This is a genomic window from Fictibacillus fluitans (genome assembly GCF_030418125.1).
Taxonomy (GTDB): Bacteria; Bacillota; Bacilli; order Bacillales; family Fictibacillaceae; genus Fictibacillus_C; species Fictibacillus_C fluitans.
In genome coordinates this window covers 357,510-378,456 of the sequence record NZ_JAUHTR010000002.1, presented here as the reverse complement: position 1 = coordinate 378,456, position 20,947 = coordinate 357,510, and the positions used below count along the sequence as shown (strand labels likewise).

Below are 20,947 nucleotides of genomic sequence, written 5' to 3'. Positions count from 1 at the left end.
GCCATCTTTTTATGCGTTTTTACTTAATCGAACCGTATCCTGAGCTGCTTCCGCACGCTGTCGCTTCGATTTTCTGAAATGAAGCAGTTCATAGAAAACCGGAACAATGACAAGTGTGAGGACGGTTGCGCCCGTCAGTCCGCCAATCACGACGACAGCGAGTGATTTGGATACGAGGCTGCCATCTTCTGGTTGTGAGAAAAGGAGCGGAAGCATCGCAAAAATTGTGGCAACGGCGGTCATCATCACTGGTCGGAGACGCGTTCCGCACGCTTCGATGATGGCGTCGCGGATGATCATCTTTTCCTCATTCTGCTTCACGCGGTCAATCAGCACAATGGCATTCGTGATAACAATACCGATCAGCATGAGGCCGCCGATCAGAGCGGTTGGATCTGCCGGTACACCCGAGATCAGGAGACCAAGGACTGCGCCAATGGAGGCAAGCGGAAGTGTCATCAGGATCGCAAGCGGTGCCCGGAACGTTTTAAATGTAATCACCATGATCAGGTAAACGATCAGAATGGAGGCCAGCATGGTCATTCCAAGGTCTGCAAAGTCACTGGATTGCTGTTCTGCCGCCCCGCCTTTTTCCAGGTTCATGCCTTTCGGAAGATCCACTTTGTTTACTTTCTTGTCGATGGCAGCTGCCACCGCAGAAAGGTTCTCAGGCTTTACTTCCGCAGAAATCCGGATGTATGGCTTTCCATCCTTATGAAGCTCTGTGCTCGGCTTGTTTTCCATCTTGATGTCCGCCACTTTCGACAGTGGCTGAATGCCTTGTGCCGTCTGAACGGAAAGATCTTCAAGATCTGAAGCCTTCGACGGATTAATTCCTGCATCCAGCAGAACCGGTGTGGTTTTATCATCAAGCGTGATCGTTCCAATAGGCATTGGCTGAATCAGGGAAGCGATCTGATGGGCAGCCTGCTCGGTGTTCATTTTTTCGGTATCGACTTTAACCGTATAAACAGGAGCGGTTTTATCCTGATTGCTTGAAACCTTTTTGACTCCTTTCACATCCTTGATTTCATTCATGAGCTCTTTGGATGTGGTGTTCAGTTCATTTTTGTCATTGCCTTGTATGTCATACGTTATTTCAGAGGTTCCGGAGCCCGAGCCAAACATACTTCCCGGTGACGCAGTAATGGTTACTCCGCTTTCCTCTTTTTTCGCTTTGTTCACTTCTTTGATGAAGTCATCCGCATTTGCATCTTCCTTCATGATGGCCGTATATTTCACGACATCCAATGAGCTGACACTGCCGTATTTGGCTTCATCTTCACTGACTCCGTATTGCGTCAGCAAATATTGGTAGCCTTTCATGCCGGCAAGCTTGCTTTCAAAAGCTTTCATTCGATCCTTGATTTCATTCGTCGGGGTATTGGATGGAAATTCCATATTTACAGCAACCATGCTGGCATCCTCGGCATTTACCTCGCCCTTCGGCAGAGAAACATACATGCCGACTGCCCCGACCAGCACTCCAACGGCTACAATGATCGGTACATATTTATGATTCAACGACCATTTCAGCAGGTTCACATACCGCTTCGGTTCTCCGTGAGCCGGAAGCTTCATGTTTTTCAGCATTCCCTGGCTCATCAGTGGAACGACCGTCAACGCTACTAAAAGGGAAGCGAGCAAGGAATAGGTGACGGTCAGACCGAACGGCAGTAAAAACGCCCTCAGTGAGCCGCTGACAAGGCCCATCGGCAGGAACACAGCAACAGTGATCAACGTGGAAGACGTGATCGCACGCGTAACTTCTCCTGTTGCTCCCAGCACATTTTCTTTCGTAAACGCTTTGCCCTCGCTCCGCCTGAATATATTTTCGACCACAACGATACTGTCATCCACCAGGCGGCCAACAGCTACTGCCACACCGCCAAGCGTCAGGATGTTTAATGTAACACCCGACAGCCAGAGAAGAAGCAGTGTTATCGCAAGCGATAGCGGAATCGATACGATCGTTACCAGTGTCGGCTTAACCCGTCTCAGGAACACCAGAATAACGATTGTCGCAAACAATGCCCCGAGCAGCACTTCCTTCATCATGCTGTTGACCGAGTTTTCCACCATATCGCCTGTTGTAAAAATGGTTTTTGCCTTTACACCAGGATATTCCTTATTGATTTTGCTCACCGTATCCCTGACATCATTTCCAGCGGTTACGGCACTGGCGCTGTTTTCCTTAAATACCGTGATCGCCAGGCTTTCTTTTCCGTTAATCCGGAGTACAGTATCTTCCATTTTATCCTGTTTAACGGTTGCTACATCCTTCAACCGGACAGGCGGTGCTTTTGGGTCTGCAGCCTGAACCGGAATAATCAATTTTTCCAAGGCACCGACAGAAGTTAGATTATCTGTCACATTTATCGTGCTTTTTTTGCCGTCAATAGTGGCACCGCCCGCTGTTACAGAGGCATTCTGCCCTTGCAGGACACTCATCACGCTATTGACTGGAATGTTTTTTTCATTCAGTTGCTTTGGATCCAGCTTTACTTCCACCCGGGAAGTGTTCTCTCCAAAAATGCTGGCCTGTGAAATGCTTTTCTTGCTGTCAAAAAGCGGAAGCAGCTGCTTTTTTGCTTTTTCCATATTCTCTTTGTTCAGGCCGTCTGCAAATGTAAAGGAGACCTGACCGACAGGAATCATCGACGTATTCAGCTGTGATACCTGTGGTTTCCCGACGGTTTCAGGGAATTTCAGCGAGCTGACCGCATCCTGAACTTCCCGCTTCGCTTCCTTCATCTCGGTTTTCGAATCAAAATTAATTGTAATCTGCGAGTAACCATCACCCGTTGTTGACAGAACGGATGACTTTCCTTTTACACCCGATACTGCTTGCTCCACCGGCTCGGTCACTTTTTCTGTCATCGATCCGGCGTCATATCCCTGCCCGATCGTAACCACGCTCACCTGCGGGTTATCTGCTTCAGGAAGAAACTCCATCGGCAAACGGAAATAGCTTACTGTTCCAATAATAAGCGCAATGATCACAAACAAGGTAACAGGGGCTTTATTGCGAAAAGCCCAATTAGTAATAGACTGCATACACTTCCCTCTCCCTATCATAAATTCACCGTGTGCATCATCTCGTTGAAAAGCAACTTCTTGTTTTCCAACTCCCCCTCCTATGTATGTGTGGCAAAGGCGTGCTGTTTATTTAGCTCATTTTGCCCCGTGCCTAAAGCCCCACAACCAAGTATACTTACAATCCCGGAAATTATAAACCATAATCTGTAAATACTTTTTAAAATTTCCATATCTCTATCATAAGTTCTGTAAGCTTCTTAAGAAATGTCCTCCGGCTGTATTTCAGGCTACGCCTTGGGGCTTATTTTTGGCGTGAAGTGGTGGTTGGGAAGTTTTTGCGGGGACGGTGACATTACGAGATTTCCAGGCAAGTTTCAGCATTTCCCGGGAAACTTTGCAAGATTTCCGGGCAGGTTTGTCGAATCGCCCTCTGTCTTACCCGTAAAAAAAACCACCCGGATTCACTCCCGATGGTTCCTTTCCTTCTATTTTACAGCGCCCATTTTCGGATGGCCTGCGCCACGCCGTCTTCCACATTGGTTCCTGTAACCCAGTCAGCTGCTTCTTTAACCGTATCCTGCGCATTGCCCATGGCTACGCCAATTCCCGCCTCTGTGATCATGAGGATATCATTCAGGCTGTCGCCCATCGCCATTACGTTGTCCATCGTGAAGCCGAGTTCTTTGCAGACACGGTTGAGCGCCTTTGCTTTTGTCACGCCGACCGCGTTGATCTCGATGTTGGTCAGGCTGGAGTTGCTGATCTCAAGCTCTTTATTGAGTGCCAGCTCTTCCAGCACCAGCTTGCGGACTTCATCATCGGCAATATTGAACCCGAATTTCAGCCATTCCATCTCCGCCGCATTTTCCGGAAAGTTCTCGCGCCACACCTTATCGGTGGAAACCGCCCAAAACTTGGCCGAATGCGTTTTCGTCATCTCGATCAGCTTTGCAATTTCATCATTATGAAGCAAATTCCGCTCGAGCAGATTTCCTTCCCCATCATAAATTTCACTGCCGTTTACCGTAATCAGATACGATTTCAGCTCAAGCGATTTGGCATAGTCACGGCATGTCAGAAGTGACCGCCCAGTGCTGAGCACCACATGAATGCCCTTATCCTGTGCTTCCCTGATCGCTGCACGGTTTCTTGGTGAAATTTCAAGCTCATCATTCAGCAGTGTTCCGTCCATATCCAGGGCAATCAGTTTAATCTCTTTTTGTTCCACTCCCACTCAAAACATTCCTTTCTTCAATATACTCTACCTTCAGATTAGCATAGTTTGTCCTCTTTTTCTTTTGCCAGCCGTCTTACACTCTATGATGAGTCTCTAAAAAAAATGATTTTCTATGGCAAACTGCAGTATTTGACCCTTACTTGTGGTGGTTGCATATCACGTCCACACGGGTTGTAACTTACTGGAAACCACTCTCCACCTACTCCTTTTAGCAAGAAGCTGTGTTATCCTATTCAATAATCAGAATAATGTCTCAATAAACGGGAGTTGCAGCCATGGATGAACAACAAAGACTGCTCGAAATGGAAATTGAGGGAATCATCAATGATTCCGGCGAGAATATTATCGTGACCGACAGCGAAGGCGTCATTTTGCGGGCAGTGAAAAACAGCAAGGAGATGTATGGAATTTCTTCCGAGGAGCTTGTTGGCGCTTCCGTCAAGGAGCTTGAGCGGAAGAAGATTTTCAGTCCTTCGGTTACGCTCAGTGTGCTTCAGCAGAAAACACCCATCACGTTTATGCAAAAAACGGGAACCGGAAAAGTCATCATGACACGGGGTATTCCCCTTTTTAATGAAGATAACGAAATCATACGTGTCATCAGCTTTTCTCATGACATGACGGAAATGGAAGAGCTGAAAGAACAATATGAACAGCTTCAGCAGAAAATGATGCGCTATGAATCGGAAATTGAGCAGCTTCGCGTGCGTGGAACTGTTCCGTCGGACGTTATCATCAATAGCCGACCGATGCAGACGGTTTGGGAACTCGTCAATAAGGTGGCGCGAAGTGAAGCAACGGTTGTGCTGCAGGGTGAGTCTGGAGTCGGAAAAACGGTCTTCGCCAAAGCCCTTCACAACGGAAGCGACCGCGGGGGAAAACCGATGATTGAAGTGAACTGCGGGGCCATTCCGCAAAGCCTTTTTGAATCGGAAATGTTTGGCTATGAGCCGGGAGCATTTACCGGGGCCAGTTCGAAAGGCAAAGTAGGATTGATTGAACTGGCAGATCAGGGAACCCTCTTTTTGGATGAAGTGGGCGAGCTTCCCCTTTCCATCCAGGTTAAGCTTCTGAAAGTGCTTCAGGAAAAGAAAATCACACGAATGGGTAGCACGAAAACCCGCACCGTAAATTTCCGGCTCGTGGCTGCCACCAACCGAAACCTCGAGGAAATGGTAAAGGCCGGGACGTTTCGGGATGATCTTTACTATCGGCTAAATGTTGTTCCAATCAGCATCCCTCCTCTCAGGGAAAGAAAAGAAGACATCCATCAGCTGACCGAAACTTTCCTAAGGGTATTCAACGTAAAGTATGGAAGTGAAAAAACCATCCATCCATCGGCACTGAAAGCCTTTTGGCAGCATGACTGGCCCGGTAATGTGCGCGAGCTCGAAAACCTGATGGAACGTCTTGTCGTGACTCTCGAACATAAAATTATCATGCCGGAACATCTTCCTTTTACTCAAAAAAGAGAACCGAAGCATGTTCCTGAATTTGAAGCGCCAGCCTCATCTCTTCAGGAAGCGTTAGAATCCTTGGAAAAGAGCTGGCTGCTGCGGGCGAGCCGAAAGTGCAAGTCCACCTATGAAATGGCCGAATATCTGGGATTAAGCCAGCCGACTGTGTTCAGGCGGCTAAAAAAATACGGCATTAATTCAATAATGAATCGTTAATTCATAAGTGAATTGAATTTTCTTCGTTTTAATTCACTTATGAATTAAAACATATTAATATTCCCGTCATACCGTTTGGCACAGAACTTGCAATAGTAATTATGTAAGCGCTATTAAGTCAGAAAACTATAATTATTCAGCAAAGGGTGGTTATGATGGAAAATCAAAAATCCTATGAACAATTGGCAGAACTCGATAAAAAGCATTTCTTGCATCCGACGACCGCAATCAAGCAGCAGCAGGCAAACGGTCCTGAATTTATTTTAACCAAGGGAGAAGGCGTACGCCTTTATGACCTCAAGGGCAGAAGTGCGATTGATGGTCTCTCCTCTCTATGGAACGTTAATATCGGCCACGGGCGGGAAGAGATTGCGCAGGTGGCATACGAACAGATGAAAACACTGGGCTACAGTTCCTGTTTCGCCACCTTCTCAAACGAACCGGCGATTAAGCTCGCAGCTAAGCTGGCAGAAATTGCACCAGGGAACCTTACCGCCACGTTTTTCACTTCCGGCGGATCGGAATCTAATGACACCGCCTATAAACTTGCCCGCCATTACTGGATTTTGAAAGGGCAGCCAAAGCGCAAAAAAATCATTTCTCGTTCACAGTCCTACCACGGGGTGGCAATGGGAGCGACAAGCGCTACCGGCCTCAAACCATTCCGTGATTTTACCAACTCACTGGCACCCGATTTTTACTATGTCGACCATTTTTCGCCGCAGGCGCTGCGGGACAAAATTCAGGAGGAAGGCCCTGAAACCGTCGCCGCTTATATTGCAGAACCTGTCCAGGGAGCAGGCGGAGTGCACATCGCACCCGAAGGCTACTTTAAAGAAATCCGGAGCATTTGCGATGAATTCGGCATCCTTTTTATTACCGATGAAGTCATCACGGCGTTCGGCCGTACCGGCAAATATTTCGGAATGGACCACTATGACGTCGCGCCTGACATGATGTGTTTTGCCAAGGGAATCACAAGCGGTTATGCCCAGCTTGGCGGTGTGATGATTTCGGAAACGATGCACAACGATTTTATCGAGCTGTCTGAAGGAACGCTGCTTCACGGCTACACGTACAGCGGACATCCGATGGCATGTGCCGTGGCGCTTAAAAATCTCGAAATCCTCGAGCGCGAAAACCTTATTGATAATGCCCGGGTTATGGGTGAAGAGCTTCTGAAAGGCTTTAAGAACATCCAATCCCAACGGTCTATCGTCGGAGATGTGAGGGCTCTCGGCCTGATTGGTGCGGTTGAGCTCGTCAAAAATAAAGATACAAACGAACGATTCCCTGAACCGCTTGCGCCAAAGGTGCTCGCAGAAGCGGCAAAACGCGGACTGATCATGCGTTCCGTTGTGTTCGATAATCAGGATACTCTTGTCTTCGCACCGCCATTGATTATTAATCAGCAGGAGATTAACGAGCTGATCGAAATTTTAAATGAATCCATTGAAGCCGTTGAGCGTACTGCCGTTTCAACATCCAACTAACCGCACTGAGGAGTGATACACATGCAATCTGTCATTGAAGTAACGAATCCGGCAAACAACAGTGTCGTAGCCACCGTACCAAATGGAGGATTTGAAGAAGCACGAGCGGCAGCCGATGCCGCTCACCATGCCTTTAAAGCCTGGTCCAAGCGTACAGCTGAAGACCGGGGCGCCCTGCTTATGAAATGGCACCAGCTCATCAAGGAAAACACTCAGGAGCTGGGTGAACTGATGACCCGGGAACAAGGCAAACCATTGAAGGAAGCGATTGGCGAGGTAACCTACGCCAACAGCTTTATCTCCTGGTACGCAGAAGAAGGAAAGCGGATCTACGGTCAAACCATTCCCGCTTCCCACACTAACAAACGGCTGCTCGTTCAAAAGCAGCCCGTTGGTGTAATTGCAGCCATTACGCCATGGAATTTCCCGGCCGCGATGATCACCAGAAAGGTGGCACCTGCCCTTGCAGCGGGCTGCACAGCGGTCGTCAAGCCTGCTGAACAAACACCGCTGACGGCCATCCGTCTGGCGGAACTTGCAGTTGAAGCAGGCATTCCAGAAGGCGTACTGCAGGTGGTAACCGGTGACGCCGCGTCCATTTCCGATGCCTGGATGGAGGATACCCGCGTACGGAAAATATCGTTTACCGGATCGACTGAAGTCGGCAAGCTGCTCATGCGAAAAGCAGCCGATACCGTAAAAAAGATTTCGCTTGAGCTTGGCGGCCATGCTCCTTTTATTGTGATGGGTGATGCCAACATTGAAAAAGCCGTGCAGGGACTGCTTGCGTCCAAATACCGCAATGCCGGCCAGACATGTGTCTGCACGAACCGCGCCTACGTACACGAATCCATTGCTGAAGCTTTTACAGAAGCCTTTACCCAGGCCGTTTCCGCCTTAAAAGTAGGCGACGGAATGGAAGAAGGAACCGACATCGGGCCATTGATAGATGAAAATGCCATCAGCAAAGTCCAGCGTCATGTGCAGGATGCGCTCGATAAGGGCGGAAAGCTGGCATGCGGAGGATCCGCCAAGGGAGATTCCCTGTTCATGGAGCCGACGGTTATTGCCAATGCCACGGATGACATGCTGTGCATGAACGAGGAAACCTTCGGGCCGCTTGCCCCGATCACCACATTTAAAACAGCAGAAGAAGTCATTGAACGGGCAAACAATACCCCCTATGGTCTTGCTGCTTATCTTTACACGGAAAATCTGACACAGGCGCTTACCCTTTCCGAAGAACTGGATTATGGCATTGTCGGCCTGAACGACGCGCTGCCGTCCGTTGCCCAGGCACCATTTGGCGGAACGAAGCAGAGCGGATTGGGACGTGAAGGCGGCCACTTTGGAATTGAAGAGTATCTGGAAGTAAAATACGTTTCCATCGGCTTGTAATCGCTGAACATCTATCCCGCACAAAAAAGTCAAGGAGGCGAATAACAATGGAAAATAAAGAAGGACTTCAGAAACAACTGAAAACAAGGCACATTACGATGATTTCTCTGGGCGGCATTATCGGCGCCGGGCTGTTCGTGGGAGCCGGTTCTGTGATCCAATCAACAGGACCAAGTGCTGTTCTTTCGTATGCTTTTGCCGGCCTGCTCGTCGTATTTCTGATGAGAATGCTTGGGGAAATGGCATCACGCAATCCTGACAGCGGGTCATTTGCCACCTATGCCCGGGAAGCCATCGGGCCCTGGGCGGGATATACCATCGGATGGCTCTACTGGTTCTTCTGGGTCATTGTAATCGCCATCGAGGCTGTAGCCGGCGGAGCGATCGTCCACGGGTGGATCCCTTCCATTCCCATCTGGACGTGGAGCCTGGTCCTGACCGTTCTGCTCACATTAACGAACATCTTCTCTGTTAAATCGTTCGGAGAATTTGAATATTGGTTTGCGTTAATTAAAATTGTAGCCATCACCATCTTTATGGGTCTTGGACTGGCTATCATTTTTCACCTCTTCCCGGGCATAAAATCACCGGGCACAGAAAACTTGATCGGCCGCGGAGGATTCTCGCCAAATGGCATGGGTTCCATTTTCCTTGGTGTGGCCACTGTCATCTTTGCTTATTTTGGAGCCGAAATTGCCGCGATCGCTGCAGGTGAATCGGAGGATCCGAAAAAAACAATCCGGGTTGCCATCAAAAGCGTTGTGTGGCGGATTCTCATTTTCTATATTGGTTCAGTAGCCATTCTCGTTACCCTGCTGCCGTGGAACTCAACGACAGCACTAGAGAGCCCGTATGTCACCATGCTAAAAATGGTGGATATTCCGGGCGCAGGATTGATCATGAACATCGTTGTCTTAATATCGGTTCTGTCCTGTTTGAACTCGGCGCTTTATACCAATTCACGTATGATCTACTCGCTTTCCCGCCGTGGAGACGCACCAAAGGCGTTTCTGAAATTAAGCAAACAAGGCGTTCCCGTCCGCGCGGTTTGGGCAGGAACAGTGGTTGCCTTTATCGCAGCCATTTTCAACTTCGTTTCACCAGACAAGCTGTTTCAGTTTTTGATTAACGCCTCCGGTGCCATTGCGTTGATTGTGTATCTGGCCATCGCCATTTCACACATCGTCATCCGGCGCCGTGCCGAAGCGGCCGGTGAAACTCTGGAGCTGAAAATGTGGCTCTTCCCTGCTTTATCGTATTTTGTTATTGCCAGCATTTCTGTGATTTTGGTTTCGATGGCTTTCATCGACTCCATGCGTTCGCAGCTGCTTCTCACGTTGCTCGTTACAGCCGTGGTGATTGTATCGTTCTTCCTTTTGAAAAAGAGGAATGCTGCCGCAAGAGCGTCATATGAAGATCAATCTACCTTTGCAGAATAACCACCGCAAACCCGTCCAAATCCTTGGGCGGGTTTTTCTTTTTTTGTAATATTTGAAATATAGTTTATAAAAGTTTAAATCTGGTAATCTATCCTCTATAATTAATAAAAGTCTCCCGCTTGTTCGGTATTATAGAACACGGTTTATATAAAACTAAACAGAGAAGAAAGGCGATAACATTGACTGAAATAACAAAAAGAAAACGACTGCAGCTTGCACTTCTGTTAGGATCTCTTGCCCTTTTAGGCCCGTTCACTATTGATACATATCTACCCTCTTTTCCTACCATTGCAAAGGAATTCGACACGACCGCCTCATTGGTGCAAATCAGCTTAACCACCTGTCTTCTCGGCCTTGGCGTAGGCCAATTAATCATCGGCCCCATGAGTGACGTCCTGGGCAGGCGCAAACCGCTGCTTATCTTTCTGATTTTATATTTGTTGGCATCCCTTACCTGTGCCTTTGCACCGAATATTTACTTCTTCATCACCAGCCGGTTTATTCAGGGCTTTTCCGCAGCAGGCGGACTGGTTGTCTCCCGGGCAGTCGTTCGCGACTTGTACAGCGGCAGGGAGCTCACCAAGTTTTTCGCATTGCTGATGCTGGTGAACAACCTTGGCCCCATCCTTGCTCCCGTAACCGGCGGCGGTATTCTGGCATTTACCGACTGGACGGGCGTGTTTATTGTTTTGGCCTGTCTCGGCCTGATTTTGTTTCTGATTGTTTCTACCAAACTGGAGGAAACCCTGCCAATTGAAAAACGCTCACCGGGCGACCCCCTTCAGGTCGTTCGGAATTTCGGTTCTTTATTGAAAAACCGGCAGTTTCTCGGCTATGCCTTTACACAAGGATTTATTATGGCGGGAATCTTTGCCTATGTATCGGGCACCCCGTTCGTTTATCAAAATATATACGGTGTATCTCCACAGGTTTTTAGTATTTTATTCGGAATGAATGGATTTGCCTTAATGCTCGGAAGCCAGCTTGTCGGCCGCCTGACAGATACAATCCCGGAGCGCACCTTTTTAAGAATCGGCTTGCTCGTCTCCAATCTGGCCAGTTTGGTGCTTCTCGTTTCGGTGCTGATCAAAGCTCCATTGGCAGCCGTCGTTATTCCGATTTTCTTTTTTGTATGCTCCCTTGGCATCATCGCCACCACATCTTTTTCGCTCGCGATGGACGCACAGGGGCATATTGCCGGAAGCGCATCAGCGCTGCTCGGTTTGCTGCCGTTTATTCTCGGTTCCCTGGCCGCACCGCTTGTCGGGGTTGCCGGTGAAAATTCAGCAGTTCCGATGGGAGCGGTAATCTTCTTTGCAAGCTTCCTTGCCTCTCTTTCCTATTTCGGACTGGTCAGAAAAAGAAAAGCTGCACAGCGGATACAGGTTCCAAAGAGCAGAGGAATTTAACTCATCGCCATTGAATTTCTTTGTTAGGAAGGAAGGGTGATGAAATGAATTTTAACCTGAACGAAGCGATTGAAGTGCTGGAGACTACACCCCGGACACTGGAACATTTTTTATCCGGATTGTCTCCAGGCTGGCTTCACTGCCATGAAGGAGAAGGAACATGGAATGCGGTTGAAGTCGTCGACCACCTCATTGAGGGAGAGAAAACCAACTGGATTCCCCGGCTGGAATGGATCATTCAAGAAGGAGAGGGCAAGCCGTTTCCTCCATTTGACCGCTACGCTCATTTAAATAAACAAAAGGAAAGCACAATCGAGCAAAAACTGGCGGAATTTCTCACGCTTCGAAGTGAAAATATCGCCAGGCTCAGAGCTTTAGTAGATGATGAGATGTCGTTGGAACAGACGGGCACCCATCCCGCGTTCGGCACCGTGAAAGCCAGAGAATTGATCTCCACCTGGGCGGTGCATGATTTGACTCACATTACCCAGATCGCCCGGATTATGGCGGAGCGTTATCGCACCGATGTCGGGCCGTGGGTTGAATATTTGGGGGTTTTGAGGAAGTAGCTTTGGTGGTTGTTATGTGGGCCGGGATTTGTGGGTCGCGTTTGCTGGCTGTGTTCCGGGTCGCTAGTTGACATAATCGGGTTTTGGCGGGTAAATGTTCGATTATGGCGGGTAAATAGGTTACTTTGGACGTTAAATAGTTGATTTCGGCGCGTAAAAGTGGAAAACTGGCTTGTATTCCGTATTTCAGCGCCAAATTGTCCCCACCGACAGCCCAATCTGCCCTCGAAAAGCACCAAAACTACATCCACCAAGGAAAAAAGCCTCTTTGCAGAGGCTTTTTTCCTTATAATCGATCATTTTCTCCCTAAATTAAGCTGGTGGTCATCGCCCAGATGGATAATGATGCTTCACTCCCTGGATTTACATACCGGTGGGGCGTTGTACTGGAAAAGTGGATGCTGTCGCCTTCCTGAAGGTGGATTTCCTGATCTCTCAGGATAACGATCAGCTCACCCTGGAGGACAATGCCGCACTCTTCACCTGAATGAGCGACCAGTTCGGCTTCCTTCATCTCGCCGGCCTGGATTTCAACCATGAGGAAATCCAGTTTCCCGCTGCGGTTGGACGTCAGTTCATGGTACTTCACCTTTTCGTCCGACAGCTGAATCTTGCGGCGCTGATTCTTCCTCACGACCACCCGGTCCTCATCCACTCCTTCAAAAAGGTAGGTCAGAGGAACGTTCAGGCTTGTGCATATTTTCCAAAACGTGCTTACCGTCGGGTCAACCAGTCCACGCTCGATTTGAGACAGCAGGCTTGGGCTTAAACCCGTTTGTGCCGCTAAAGCCTGAAGTGTAAAGTTCCTCTGCTTTCGCAGTTCCCGAAGCCGCTCCCCCTGAATCACTGTGCTACCTCCTCCTATCCTTCAAGATGACAGGCAACCCCATGCTCTTCGGTGATTGATTCGAACGCGGGAGCTTTCAGGCAAGCTTCCATCCGGAAGGGACAGCGTTCAAAAAATCCGCATGCCTCCTCCCCCGAATCCACTTCAGCTGGTGGAGCAAAGCTCAGCGCCGGCCCCTTCTTTTCAAAAATACTCGGCAGTGAAGATAAGAGAATCTTCGTGTACGGATGGCGCGGGGATTCAAACAGCTTTCGTGCCGGACCGGATTCCACAATACGTCCCTTGTACATGACTGCGATCACATCACACATATACCGTATGACCGACATGTTATGGGAAATGAACAAATACGTTAAGTTGCGCTCGTTTTTCAATTCCTTCAGCAGGTTGAGCACCTGTGCCTGCACAGAAACATCGAGTGCGGAGGTCGGTTCATCGAGAACGATAAAGGATGGATCGGTAATAAGCGCCCGGGCGATGGCAATCCGCTGTCTCTGTCCGCCGCTGAATTCATGAGGATACCGGTCAAGGTGCTCCGCCTTCAGACCGACGCGCTTCATCAGCGAAGTGAGACGTTCCCGGCTGCCTTTTTCCTTCCTCTCTCTCGTGCCCAGTGCAAAAAGTGGTTCGAGAATGATTTCTTTGACACGCATCCGCGGATCAAGAGAGGATTGCGGGTCCTGAAAAACGCTCTGAATTTCACCGGGGCGGGGACGGATGAATTTTTTATTTTTCCAAAGCGGCGCACCCGCATACTGAATGCTTCCCTCAGACGGCATTTCCAGACCAATCAGCATCTTCCCGAGTGTACTTTTGCCGGATCCCGATTCCCCGACAAGCCCGACGACGCTGCCTTTTTTCACTGTAAGGTTGGCACCAATGACCGCCTTCACCGACTCTTTTCCTTTATAAAATGATTTATCTACAGAATGAAAATCGATGAGTGTACTCAATATGTATCCCTCCTTAACCAGCAGGCGGCTGAACGGTTTTTTGATACAGGTTCCAGCGCCGGCACCGAAACGCCGCAAATGTCCATGGCTTTTGGACATCTCGAAGCAAAGGCACAGCCCGCAGGGCGGTTTTGCAAATCAGGAACTTCGCCCGGAATGGCCTTTAGCGGCTCTTCGGGATCCGCAAGATCGGGCAGCGCATGAAGCAATGCCTCCGTATAAGGATGTGAAGGAGCATTCAGCACCTCTTCTGTTTTCCCTTCTTCCACCACTTCGCCGGCATACATAACCATCACCCGGTCACACACACTCGAGACCACACCCAGATCATGTGTGATCAATAGCACCGATGTGCCCCGCTTATCATTCAGCTCTTTTATCAATTGTAAAATTTCTTTTTGGATCGTCACGTCAAGCGCGGTTGTCGGCTCATCCGCAATCAAAAGGTCAGGCGGAGCCGACATCGCCAGGGCGATCACAATCCGCTGCCGCATCCCCCCGCTCAGTTCGAACGGATACTTTTTCGCAACCAGTTCGGGATCATGGATATGCACCTCTTTTAATGCCTCAACTGCGAGCTTATGAGCTTGTTTCTTTGATAAACCCCTGTGCCGTTTAATAACTTCAGCCAGCTGGCTGCCAACCTTCATGGTAGGATGCAGAGCCGTCATAGGCTCCTGAAACACCATGCCGATTTTCTTGCCCCGCAGACTTTGCATTTCCTTTGGACCGAGCCTTAACAGATTTTGCCCCAAATACGAAATTTCGCCGTTTGAAATGGTGGCGTTGGACCCAAGCAGCCCGAGGATGGATAATGCGGTGACCGATTTTCCTGATCCGGATTCACCAACAACGCCAAGCACCTCTCCCTTTTCAATGGACAGGCTGACATTGCGCAGTGCCCTGACCTTTCCTCTCATGCCGGTAAAATCCACGCATAAATCTTTCATTTCCAGTACCATGCTGTCCCTCCTAGCGTCCGGCTTTCGGATCCAGAATATCCCGGATACCGTCACCAATCAGATTGAGCGAGCCTGCAGACAGAAAAAGAAGCAAGCCCGGGAATGTCGGGTACCACCAATAATCCAGCAGGTACTTCCAGCCGATGCTAATCATGGCCCCCCACTCCGGTGTTGGCGGCTGTGCTCCAAGACCCAGGAATCCGAGAGTCGCGATCATGAGAATGGCATCGCCAACATCAAGCGTGGCCTGAATAATAACGGGAGAAACCGAGTTTGGCACAATGTGTTTGCCGATGATCCTCCATGGATTGATTCCGAACGACTGGGCGGACTTCACAAACAATTTTTCTCGGAGAACAAGCGATTCCCCGCGGGCCAGCCGGACATAGACCGGAATTTTCACAATCGCGATGGCGAGCATGGCGTTTTGCAAACTTGGACCCAAAGCGGCCGCCAGTGCCATGGCCAAAATCAGCGTTGGAAAGGCCATAACCATGTCCATGATCCGCATGATGGTCACATCAATCACTCCTCCAAAGTAACCCGATATCGTTCCAATCAGTATTCCTATTACACTTGCCATAATAATGACCGTAATGCCGACACCGAGGGATATTCGTGCGCCGTATAAAATTCTGGTTAAAATATCACGGCCGACTTCATCGGTTCCAAACCAATGATGAAGAGAAGGAGCCAGGAATTTTGATGAGATATCCACCTGTGTGGGGTTATAGGGTGTGAGGATGGGAGCGATCAGCGAGCACAGAACGATTACGCCCAGTATGCCCAGCCCCACCCAGGTCATTTGATTTTGTTTCAGCTTGTACCAGAACGGCCGGACCGAGGTAATCGGCTTCGGCTGGCTCGTTTCCGTTTGCAGTGGTGTTTCCATACCGGCCTCCTATCCCTTGATTTGCGGATCAAGAACATAATAGGTGAGATCCACAATCAGATTAATAATCACATAGCCGACCGCAATCAGCAGCGTAAAGCCCATCATCGCCGGAAAATCAAGATAGGCAATCGAGTCGACGACGTACTTGCCCATTCCCGGCCAGCCAAAAATGGTTTCCGTCACGACCGCTCCTCCCAAAAGGGATCCAAACGAAATGCCGACAACCGTAATAGTCGGGATCAGCGCATTCCGCAGCGCGTACCGGAAAAAGAGAAACGGCCCGTGTATGCCGTTGGCGATCGCTGTCCGGATGTATTCCTGTTCCATGATTTCCAGCATGCTCGCACGTACCTGCCGGGTAATGACGGCCAGCTGGGCATACGACAGGACGATAGCGGGCAGCAGAATGTGATGAAGGCTGCTCTTTAACGCCACCATGTCCCCGCTGAGCAGGCTGTCCAGAATATACAGGCCGGTAATGTGTGTGGGAGGATGAATATTCATATCCAGCCTCCCGTTCGCAGGAAACCAGTTTAAATAGCCGTAAAAAATGAGGATGATCACAAGCCCGCTCCAAAAGACGGGCGTTGAGACTCCGCCGATAGAGAAAATCCGGCTCGCATGATCCCAAAAGCTGTTCTTTTTCACTGCGGCCAAAACGCCAAGGGGGATGCCGATCACCAAAGCAAAGATAAAGGCAATGATGGCCAGTTCCATGGTGGCAGGGAAAAAAGCTTCCAGGTCATCGATGACCGGTTTTTGTGTACGGATCGATGTGCCGAGATCTCCGCTTATAATTCCTTTCATGTAGGTTTCATACTGAATCAAAAGAGGCTGGTCGAGCCCGAGCTGCTGCCGTACCTGCTGAAGCGTTTCCTCATTCGCCCGCTGCCCCACCATCATCCGGGCAGGATCACCCGGAATGACGTGCGACAGCAAAAAGGAGATGAGGGTAACACCAAACACCACAAAGATCAGGAGACCCAGCCGGTTGATAATTATTTTCTTCATGGTCAACACTCCGCTTTTTGGTTATTTGGACATATCTGCAAGGTTGTACATACTCTCAAGCATCGGGTTGTATACAAATCCTTTTACATCTTTACTGATGGGCATCAGGAAATCCTTTTGGTACAAAAGAATGTAAGGAGCATCATCGATAACGGTGTCCTGTGACTCCTGGTAGAGCTTCTCGCGCTGTTTGGCATCGTTTAAGGTTGCTGCTTTCCTGAGCTTTTGGTCGACTGCGTCATTTTTATAAAACGCACGGTTTCCGGCAAGCCCGAAATTTTCCGAATCATACCAGTAGTTCATAAAGGCATACGGATCACCAAAGTCAGGGCTCCACATGCCAAGCGCCAGATCAAACTCGCCTTTATCCATCATTTCCCTTGAGGTCGCATACGCTACTTTTTTCAGGTTCACTTTAATGCCAATATCCTTCAAATTGGACTGGATGGTCAGTGCTTCTGTTTCCCACCATGTTTTGTTGTCCGAATACAAAAGGTCGAGGCTGAGATTCGAGACTCCCGCTTCTTTCAGCAATGCTTTTGCTTTATCCTTGTCGTACGTATACTGCTTGGCCTGGTCGTCATGACCCCAAAGCCCTTTAGGAATCGGACCGCGCATCTGGGTGCCGTATCCCTGCTGCACCGCATCAATCAGCTTGTCGTAATCCACCGCATAACTAAGCGCCTGACGGACTTTTTTGTTTTTCAATGCTTGATTGCCTTTTGATGAATTTACATAAACATATTCAACAAGCAGACTTGGTTCCTGAAGCAGCTTCGCACTCTTAATCTTTTTCACGGAATTGACCTGATCGACCGGAATTCCTTCAGCGATATCGATTTCGCCTTTTTCCAGCTGAAGGCGCTGTGCGGAAGGATCGGCTACAATTTTAAAATAGACCTTTTTGAAGGAAGGCTTCTTGGAGGCATATTTGTTTTGATCCAGCCTTACGTACTCTCCCTTTTTCCATTTAGCGAGTTTGTAAGGTCCGCTTCCCATCGTGGCGGTGGCCAGATAATTTTGTCCCATGTCGCCGTTCTGTTCATGGTCCATTACCTTTGGATTGACGACGCTGCCATAGTTGGCTGCAAGTGTCGAAATAAACGGAGGGAAATTTTCTTTGAGGGTGAATGTGACTGTCGTTGGATTCTCCGCTTTAATGTTCGAAATCACACTGAAAACTTCTGAAGGTCCTTTGCCGATTTTTTTGAGGCGCTCAAAGCTCTCTTTGACAGCACCTGCATCAACGGCTGTGCCATCGGCAAATTTATGTCCTTCGTTCAGGGTGAAGGTCCACGTTTTTCCGTCCTTGCTGACTTTCCATTCCTTGGCGAGCCCCGGTTTGACCTTTGTGCTTCCCCCGTCATACTCCACAAGGCGTTCGTAGGCCGGATATGTAAGTTTCCATGCGGAATTGTCCATCGTTACGGCCGGATCGATCGTCCCCTGTTCTGCGGTTGTCGCAATCGTTAAAACATCCTTGCCGCTTGCACCTTCTGAGTTGGAATCTGAGCCCCCGGACGGTTTGGCGTTTGAATTCTTTACACAGGCCGATAGCAGCGCAACGATCATCACGGCAATCAGCAGTACACTCATTTTCTTTTTCATTGTTTTCCTCCATAATCTTTATTTTTTTTGATTGATTCTTGCTTTCTACCTTTCAATTCCGTAATAAAGAATGGCGTTTTCCGTCGCGTTTGCCCATCTTCTGTTGCCATAATCGTAATGCCACCACTCTTCTGAATTGGACACAAAACCCGCGTTTTCCATGACCTTCCGCAACTCGCGGCGGTTGAGACGGATGGCTTCTTCCTTTTGGGTGAGGTTCGGTCTCTTTTCATACCATTCCAGTTGCGCTTTTTCCGTAAAATCGTCAAAGCCTGTTCCCATGTCGAGCCAGCCCTGATGGTTGGCGAGCGTAAGGTCTACAGCTCCACCGGTCAGATGGGGCGCTGGCTTCAAAAGGTCACGTGTAGGAACGGCAACAAATTTGGTGATCTCAATCTGCATTTCTTCCGGGGTGAGCTGCTGGTCTTCGAGGTCTTTTTTGATGGTTTCATAGATGGCAAGCTGTGTTTCGTAGGACCGCCAGCCGTCAAGGACGACCAGCTTGACGCCCGGCGGCAGCTGTTCTGCCGCATGGATGAGTCTTTCCACTGTTCCCTTGCGCAGGAAGCAATCATTCTCTGAGCCTGGCAGATGGTTGTGGTAATAGAATGGATAGACTTCAATTCTGGGGGACACACCGGTTAAGGAGATGAGGGGCTCATGCTGTGGTGTCGGGGGTGTGCCGGAATCTAAGTTGGGTATTTCCGACAAATACTTCCACCTCTTTTCAATAAATTGAATATTCTTACAATATATTAAATATAATGATATAGTTTATGACAAAATATTGCAATGCGTTAAATAGAAATAGGCGGGAAGATTTTCTGACAGGGTGTTGTTGGGGGTCTGAGTGGTTTTGTGGGTCGGTAGTTGACATAATCAGGTTTTGGCGGGTAAATGAGTTACTTCGGACGGTAAATGGCTCATTTCGGCTTGTAAATGTTGAAAATCGGCTTGTATTCGGTTCTGGAGCACGATTCCAGCCGATTAAAAGCTCCATTTCCTAGCTAAAAACAGCTAATCCATCTCTTAAAATCAAAAAGCCTCCCAAAAAGGAGGCTTTTTCACGTAAAATCTATCAAATTACAGCCCAAATTCTTCTTTTATCCTGGCCGCAGTCTCCTCCGCACTCAAATATGTATTATTAATCCGCAAATATGGTGTTCTCTGGAGCTCGCCCTCCAGGGAATTCAAGCGGTATTGGTCCAGTGAAGAAACCAGTTCCCCCTCCGACCACTCTAAATCCCGTTTCGTAGGCTTTTGCGCCAGACGAAATTCGCTTTTGTTCCGCTGCAGCCGTTCTTCCAGGTCTGCCTCCAGTTCAACAAAATAAATCTCCGCTCCCCGGGATTCGAAGATTCCGCACACGTGGTCCACATAATCCCAGTCTTCCTGCTCATTAAAGGCCCACACATAGGTGAAAATCATGCCGCTCTGGTCACTCTTGGCGACTTCTTCAAAAATCTGCTCGCGGAAGGAATGAACGAGGCGCATCCCTTCTTTTGTGCCGTAGTCAAAAAAGTGATGAACCAGATCAATCGTCATGTGGTTATGAAACAATTTCAGACCGGTGATCTTTGCCAGCTCATGTCCCACTGTCATCTTTCCGACCGCCTGCGGGCCGAATAGTAAAATGAATTTCATAGCAGCGTTCCTCCTGATGTCCCTCTTATCTCCCATTCTTCTTTTCAATGGATAGAGACATGTTTACAGCTTCCAATGCATGTATATTTGCAGTGTCATAGAGAGGAACTGAGGAATCCTCCCGCTTGATCAATAGTCCGATCTCTGTACAGCCCAGAATAATTCCTTGAGCGCCTGCATCAATCAAACCTTGAATCACTTTTTTATATTCATCCCTTGATTCCTGGCGGATTTTCCCCAAGCATAATTCCTCGTAAATCACTTTGTTTACCATTTCTCTTTCAATTTCCTTTGGCACCATAACCTGTATCCCGTTACTCTCCAAACGTGACTTATAAAAGTCCTGCTCCATGGTGTACCTGGTGCCCAGTAAGCCAGCTGTATGAATACCGTCCTTTATTATCCTGGCCGCTGTTGCATCTGCGATATGTAAAAATGGAATGGTGACTGACGCCTGTACAGCATCAATGACTTTATGCATGGTATTCGTGCAAATCACAATAAAGTCTGCTCCGCCTTTTTCCAAAGAACGCGCAGCATGACTTAACACATCCCCCGCCTTTTCCCATGCTCCTTCTGACTGGTAGCGTTCAATTTCCTGGAAATCAACGCTGTATAAAAGGCATTTGGCCGAATGCAAGCCTCCTAATCTTCGTTTTACTTCCTCATTAATCATCCGGTAATACTCAGCGGAAGATTCCCAGCTCATTCCGCCAATAAGACCAATTACTTTCATTTTATCCACCTCAATTTTGAAAAAAATTCACTCA

17 protein-coding genes are annotated in these 20,947 nt (G+C 48.6%); 6 read left to right on the top strand and 11 right to left on the bottom strand.

All coding sequences use genetic code 11. The features are described 5' to 3' along the window. Positions 1–9: 9 nt before the first annotated feature. Complete coding sequence (locus QYB97_RS06940) at positions 10–3,057, bottom strand: efflux RND transporter permease subunit (protein WP_301165248.1); 3,048 nt, start codon at positions 3,055–3,057, stop codon at positions 10–12. 472 nt (positions 3,058–3,529) lie between these two features. Continuing rightward, positions 3,530–4,231 (bottom strand): Cof-type HAD-IIB family hydrolase, encoded by a 702-nt coding sequence (locus tag QYB97_RS06935; protein ID WP_425589776.1) that lies wholly within the window; start codon positions 4,229–4,231, stop codon positions 3,530–3,532. Positions 4,232–4,551: 320 nt separating this feature from the next. On the opposite strand from QYB97_RS06935, the gene QYB97_RS06930 reads away from it, so the two are divergent. From QYB97_RS06930 to QYB97_RS06905, 6 genes are all read left to right on the top strand, one after another. Next, the gene (locus QYB97_RS06930; RefSeq protein ID WP_301165246.1) at positions 4,552–5,949 is read left to right on the top strand and encodes a sigma-54 interaction domain-containing protein; all 1,398 of its coding nucleotides are present in this window, start codon (positions 4,552–4,554) and stop codon (positions 5,947–5,949) included. Between the two features lie 152 nt (positions 5,950–6,101). Then, positions 6,102–7,442, top strand: coding sequence for an aminotransferase family protein (locus QYB97_RS06925; RefSeq protein WP_301165245.1), 1,341 nt, complete (start codon positions 6,102–6,104; stop codon positions 7,440–7,442). A 21-nt stretch (positions 7,443–7,463) separates the two neighbouring features. Next, positions 7,464–8,840, top strand: a complete 1,377-nt coding sequence (locus tag QYB97_RS06920; RefSeq protein WP_301165244.1) for an NAD-dependent succinate-semialdehyde dehydrogenase — start codon at positions 7,464–7,466, stop codon at positions 8,838–8,840. 47 nt (positions 8,841–8,887) lie between these two features. Further along, a complete protein-coding gene (locus QYB97_RS06915) occupies positions 8,888–10,279 on the top strand; it encodes an amino acid permease (RefSeq protein WP_301165243.1) in 1,392 nt (463 codons plus the stop codon). 179 nt (positions 10,280–10,458) lie between these two features. Beyond that, entirely contained in the window at positions 10,459–11,688 is a 1,230-nt protein-coding gene (locus QYB97_RS06910) for a Bcr/CflA family multidrug efflux MFS transporter (RefSeq protein ID WP_301165242.1), read from the top strand. Between the two features lie 44 nt (positions 11,689–11,732). Continuing rightward, positions 11,733–12,257 (top strand): DinB family protein, encoded by a 525-nt coding sequence (locus QYB97_RS06905; RefSeq protein WP_301165241.1) that lies wholly within the window; start codon positions 11,733–11,735, stop codon positions 12,255–12,257. A gap of 307 nt (positions 12,258–12,564) precedes the next feature. Here the strand turns inward: QYB97_RS06905 and QYB97_RS06900 are convergent, their stop codons facing one another. From QYB97_RS06900 to QYB97_RS06860, 9 genes are all read right to left on the bottom strand, one after another. Next, entirely contained in the window at positions 12,565–13,104 is a 540-nt protein-coding gene (locus QYB97_RS06900; RefSeq protein ID WP_301165240.1) for a helix-turn-helix domain-containing protein, read from the bottom strand. A gap of 14 nt (positions 13,105–13,118) precedes the next feature. Beyond that, complete coding sequence (locus QYB97_RS06895; protein WP_301165239.1) at positions 13,119–14,057, bottom strand: oligopeptide/dipeptide ABC transporter ATP-binding protein; 939 nt, start codon at positions 14,055–14,057, stop codon at positions 13,119–13,121. After that, positions 14,054–15,019: an ABC transporter ATP-binding protein gene (locus QYB97_RS06890; protein WP_301165238.1), complete on the bottom strand. Its 966-nt coding sequence runs from the start codon at positions 15,017–15,019 to the stop codon at positions 14,054–14,056. The genes QYB97_RS06895 and QYB97_RS06890 overlap by 4 nt, the downstream gene beginning before the upstream one ends. A 10-nt stretch (positions 15,020–15,029) precedes the next feature. Then, a complete protein-coding gene (locus QYB97_RS06885) occupies positions 15,030–15,911 on the bottom strand; it encodes an ABC transporter permease (RefSeq protein ID WP_301165237.1) in 882 nt (293 codons plus the stop codon). A gap of 9 nt (positions 15,912–15,920) precedes the next feature. Beyond that, entirely contained in the window at positions 15,921–16,925 is a 1,005-nt protein-coding gene (locus QYB97_RS06880) for an ABC transporter permease (protein WP_301165236.1), read from the bottom strand. Positions 16,926–16,946: 21 nt separating this feature from the next. Next, positions 16,947–18,533 carry an ABC transporter substrate-binding protein gene (locus QYB97_RS06875; RefSeq protein ID WP_301165235.1) on the bottom strand — a complete coding sequence of 529 codons (1,587 nt, stop codon included), beginning with the start codon at positions 18,531–18,533 and terminating at the stop codon, positions 16,947–16,949. A gap of 45 nt (positions 18,534–18,578) precedes the next feature. After that, the gene (locus tag QYB97_RS06870; protein ID WP_301165234.1) at positions 18,579–19,244 is read right to left on the bottom strand and encodes a M15 family metallopeptidase; all 666 of its coding nucleotides are present in this window, start codon (positions 19,242–19,244) and stop codon (positions 18,579–18,581) included. A gap of 372 nt (positions 19,245–19,616) precedes the next feature. Next, positions 19,617–20,177, bottom strand: coding sequence for an AAA family ATPase (locus tag QYB97_RS06865; protein ID WP_301165233.1), 561 nt, complete (start codon positions 20,175–20,177; stop codon positions 19,617–19,619). 25 nt (positions 20,178–20,202) lie between these two features. Beyond that, complete coding sequence (locus QYB97_RS06860; protein WP_301165232.1) at positions 20,203–20,913, bottom strand: aspartate/glutamate racemase family protein; 711 nt, start codon at positions 20,911–20,913, stop codon at positions 20,203–20,205. Between the last annotated feature and the right edge of the window lie 34 nt (positions 20,914–20,947).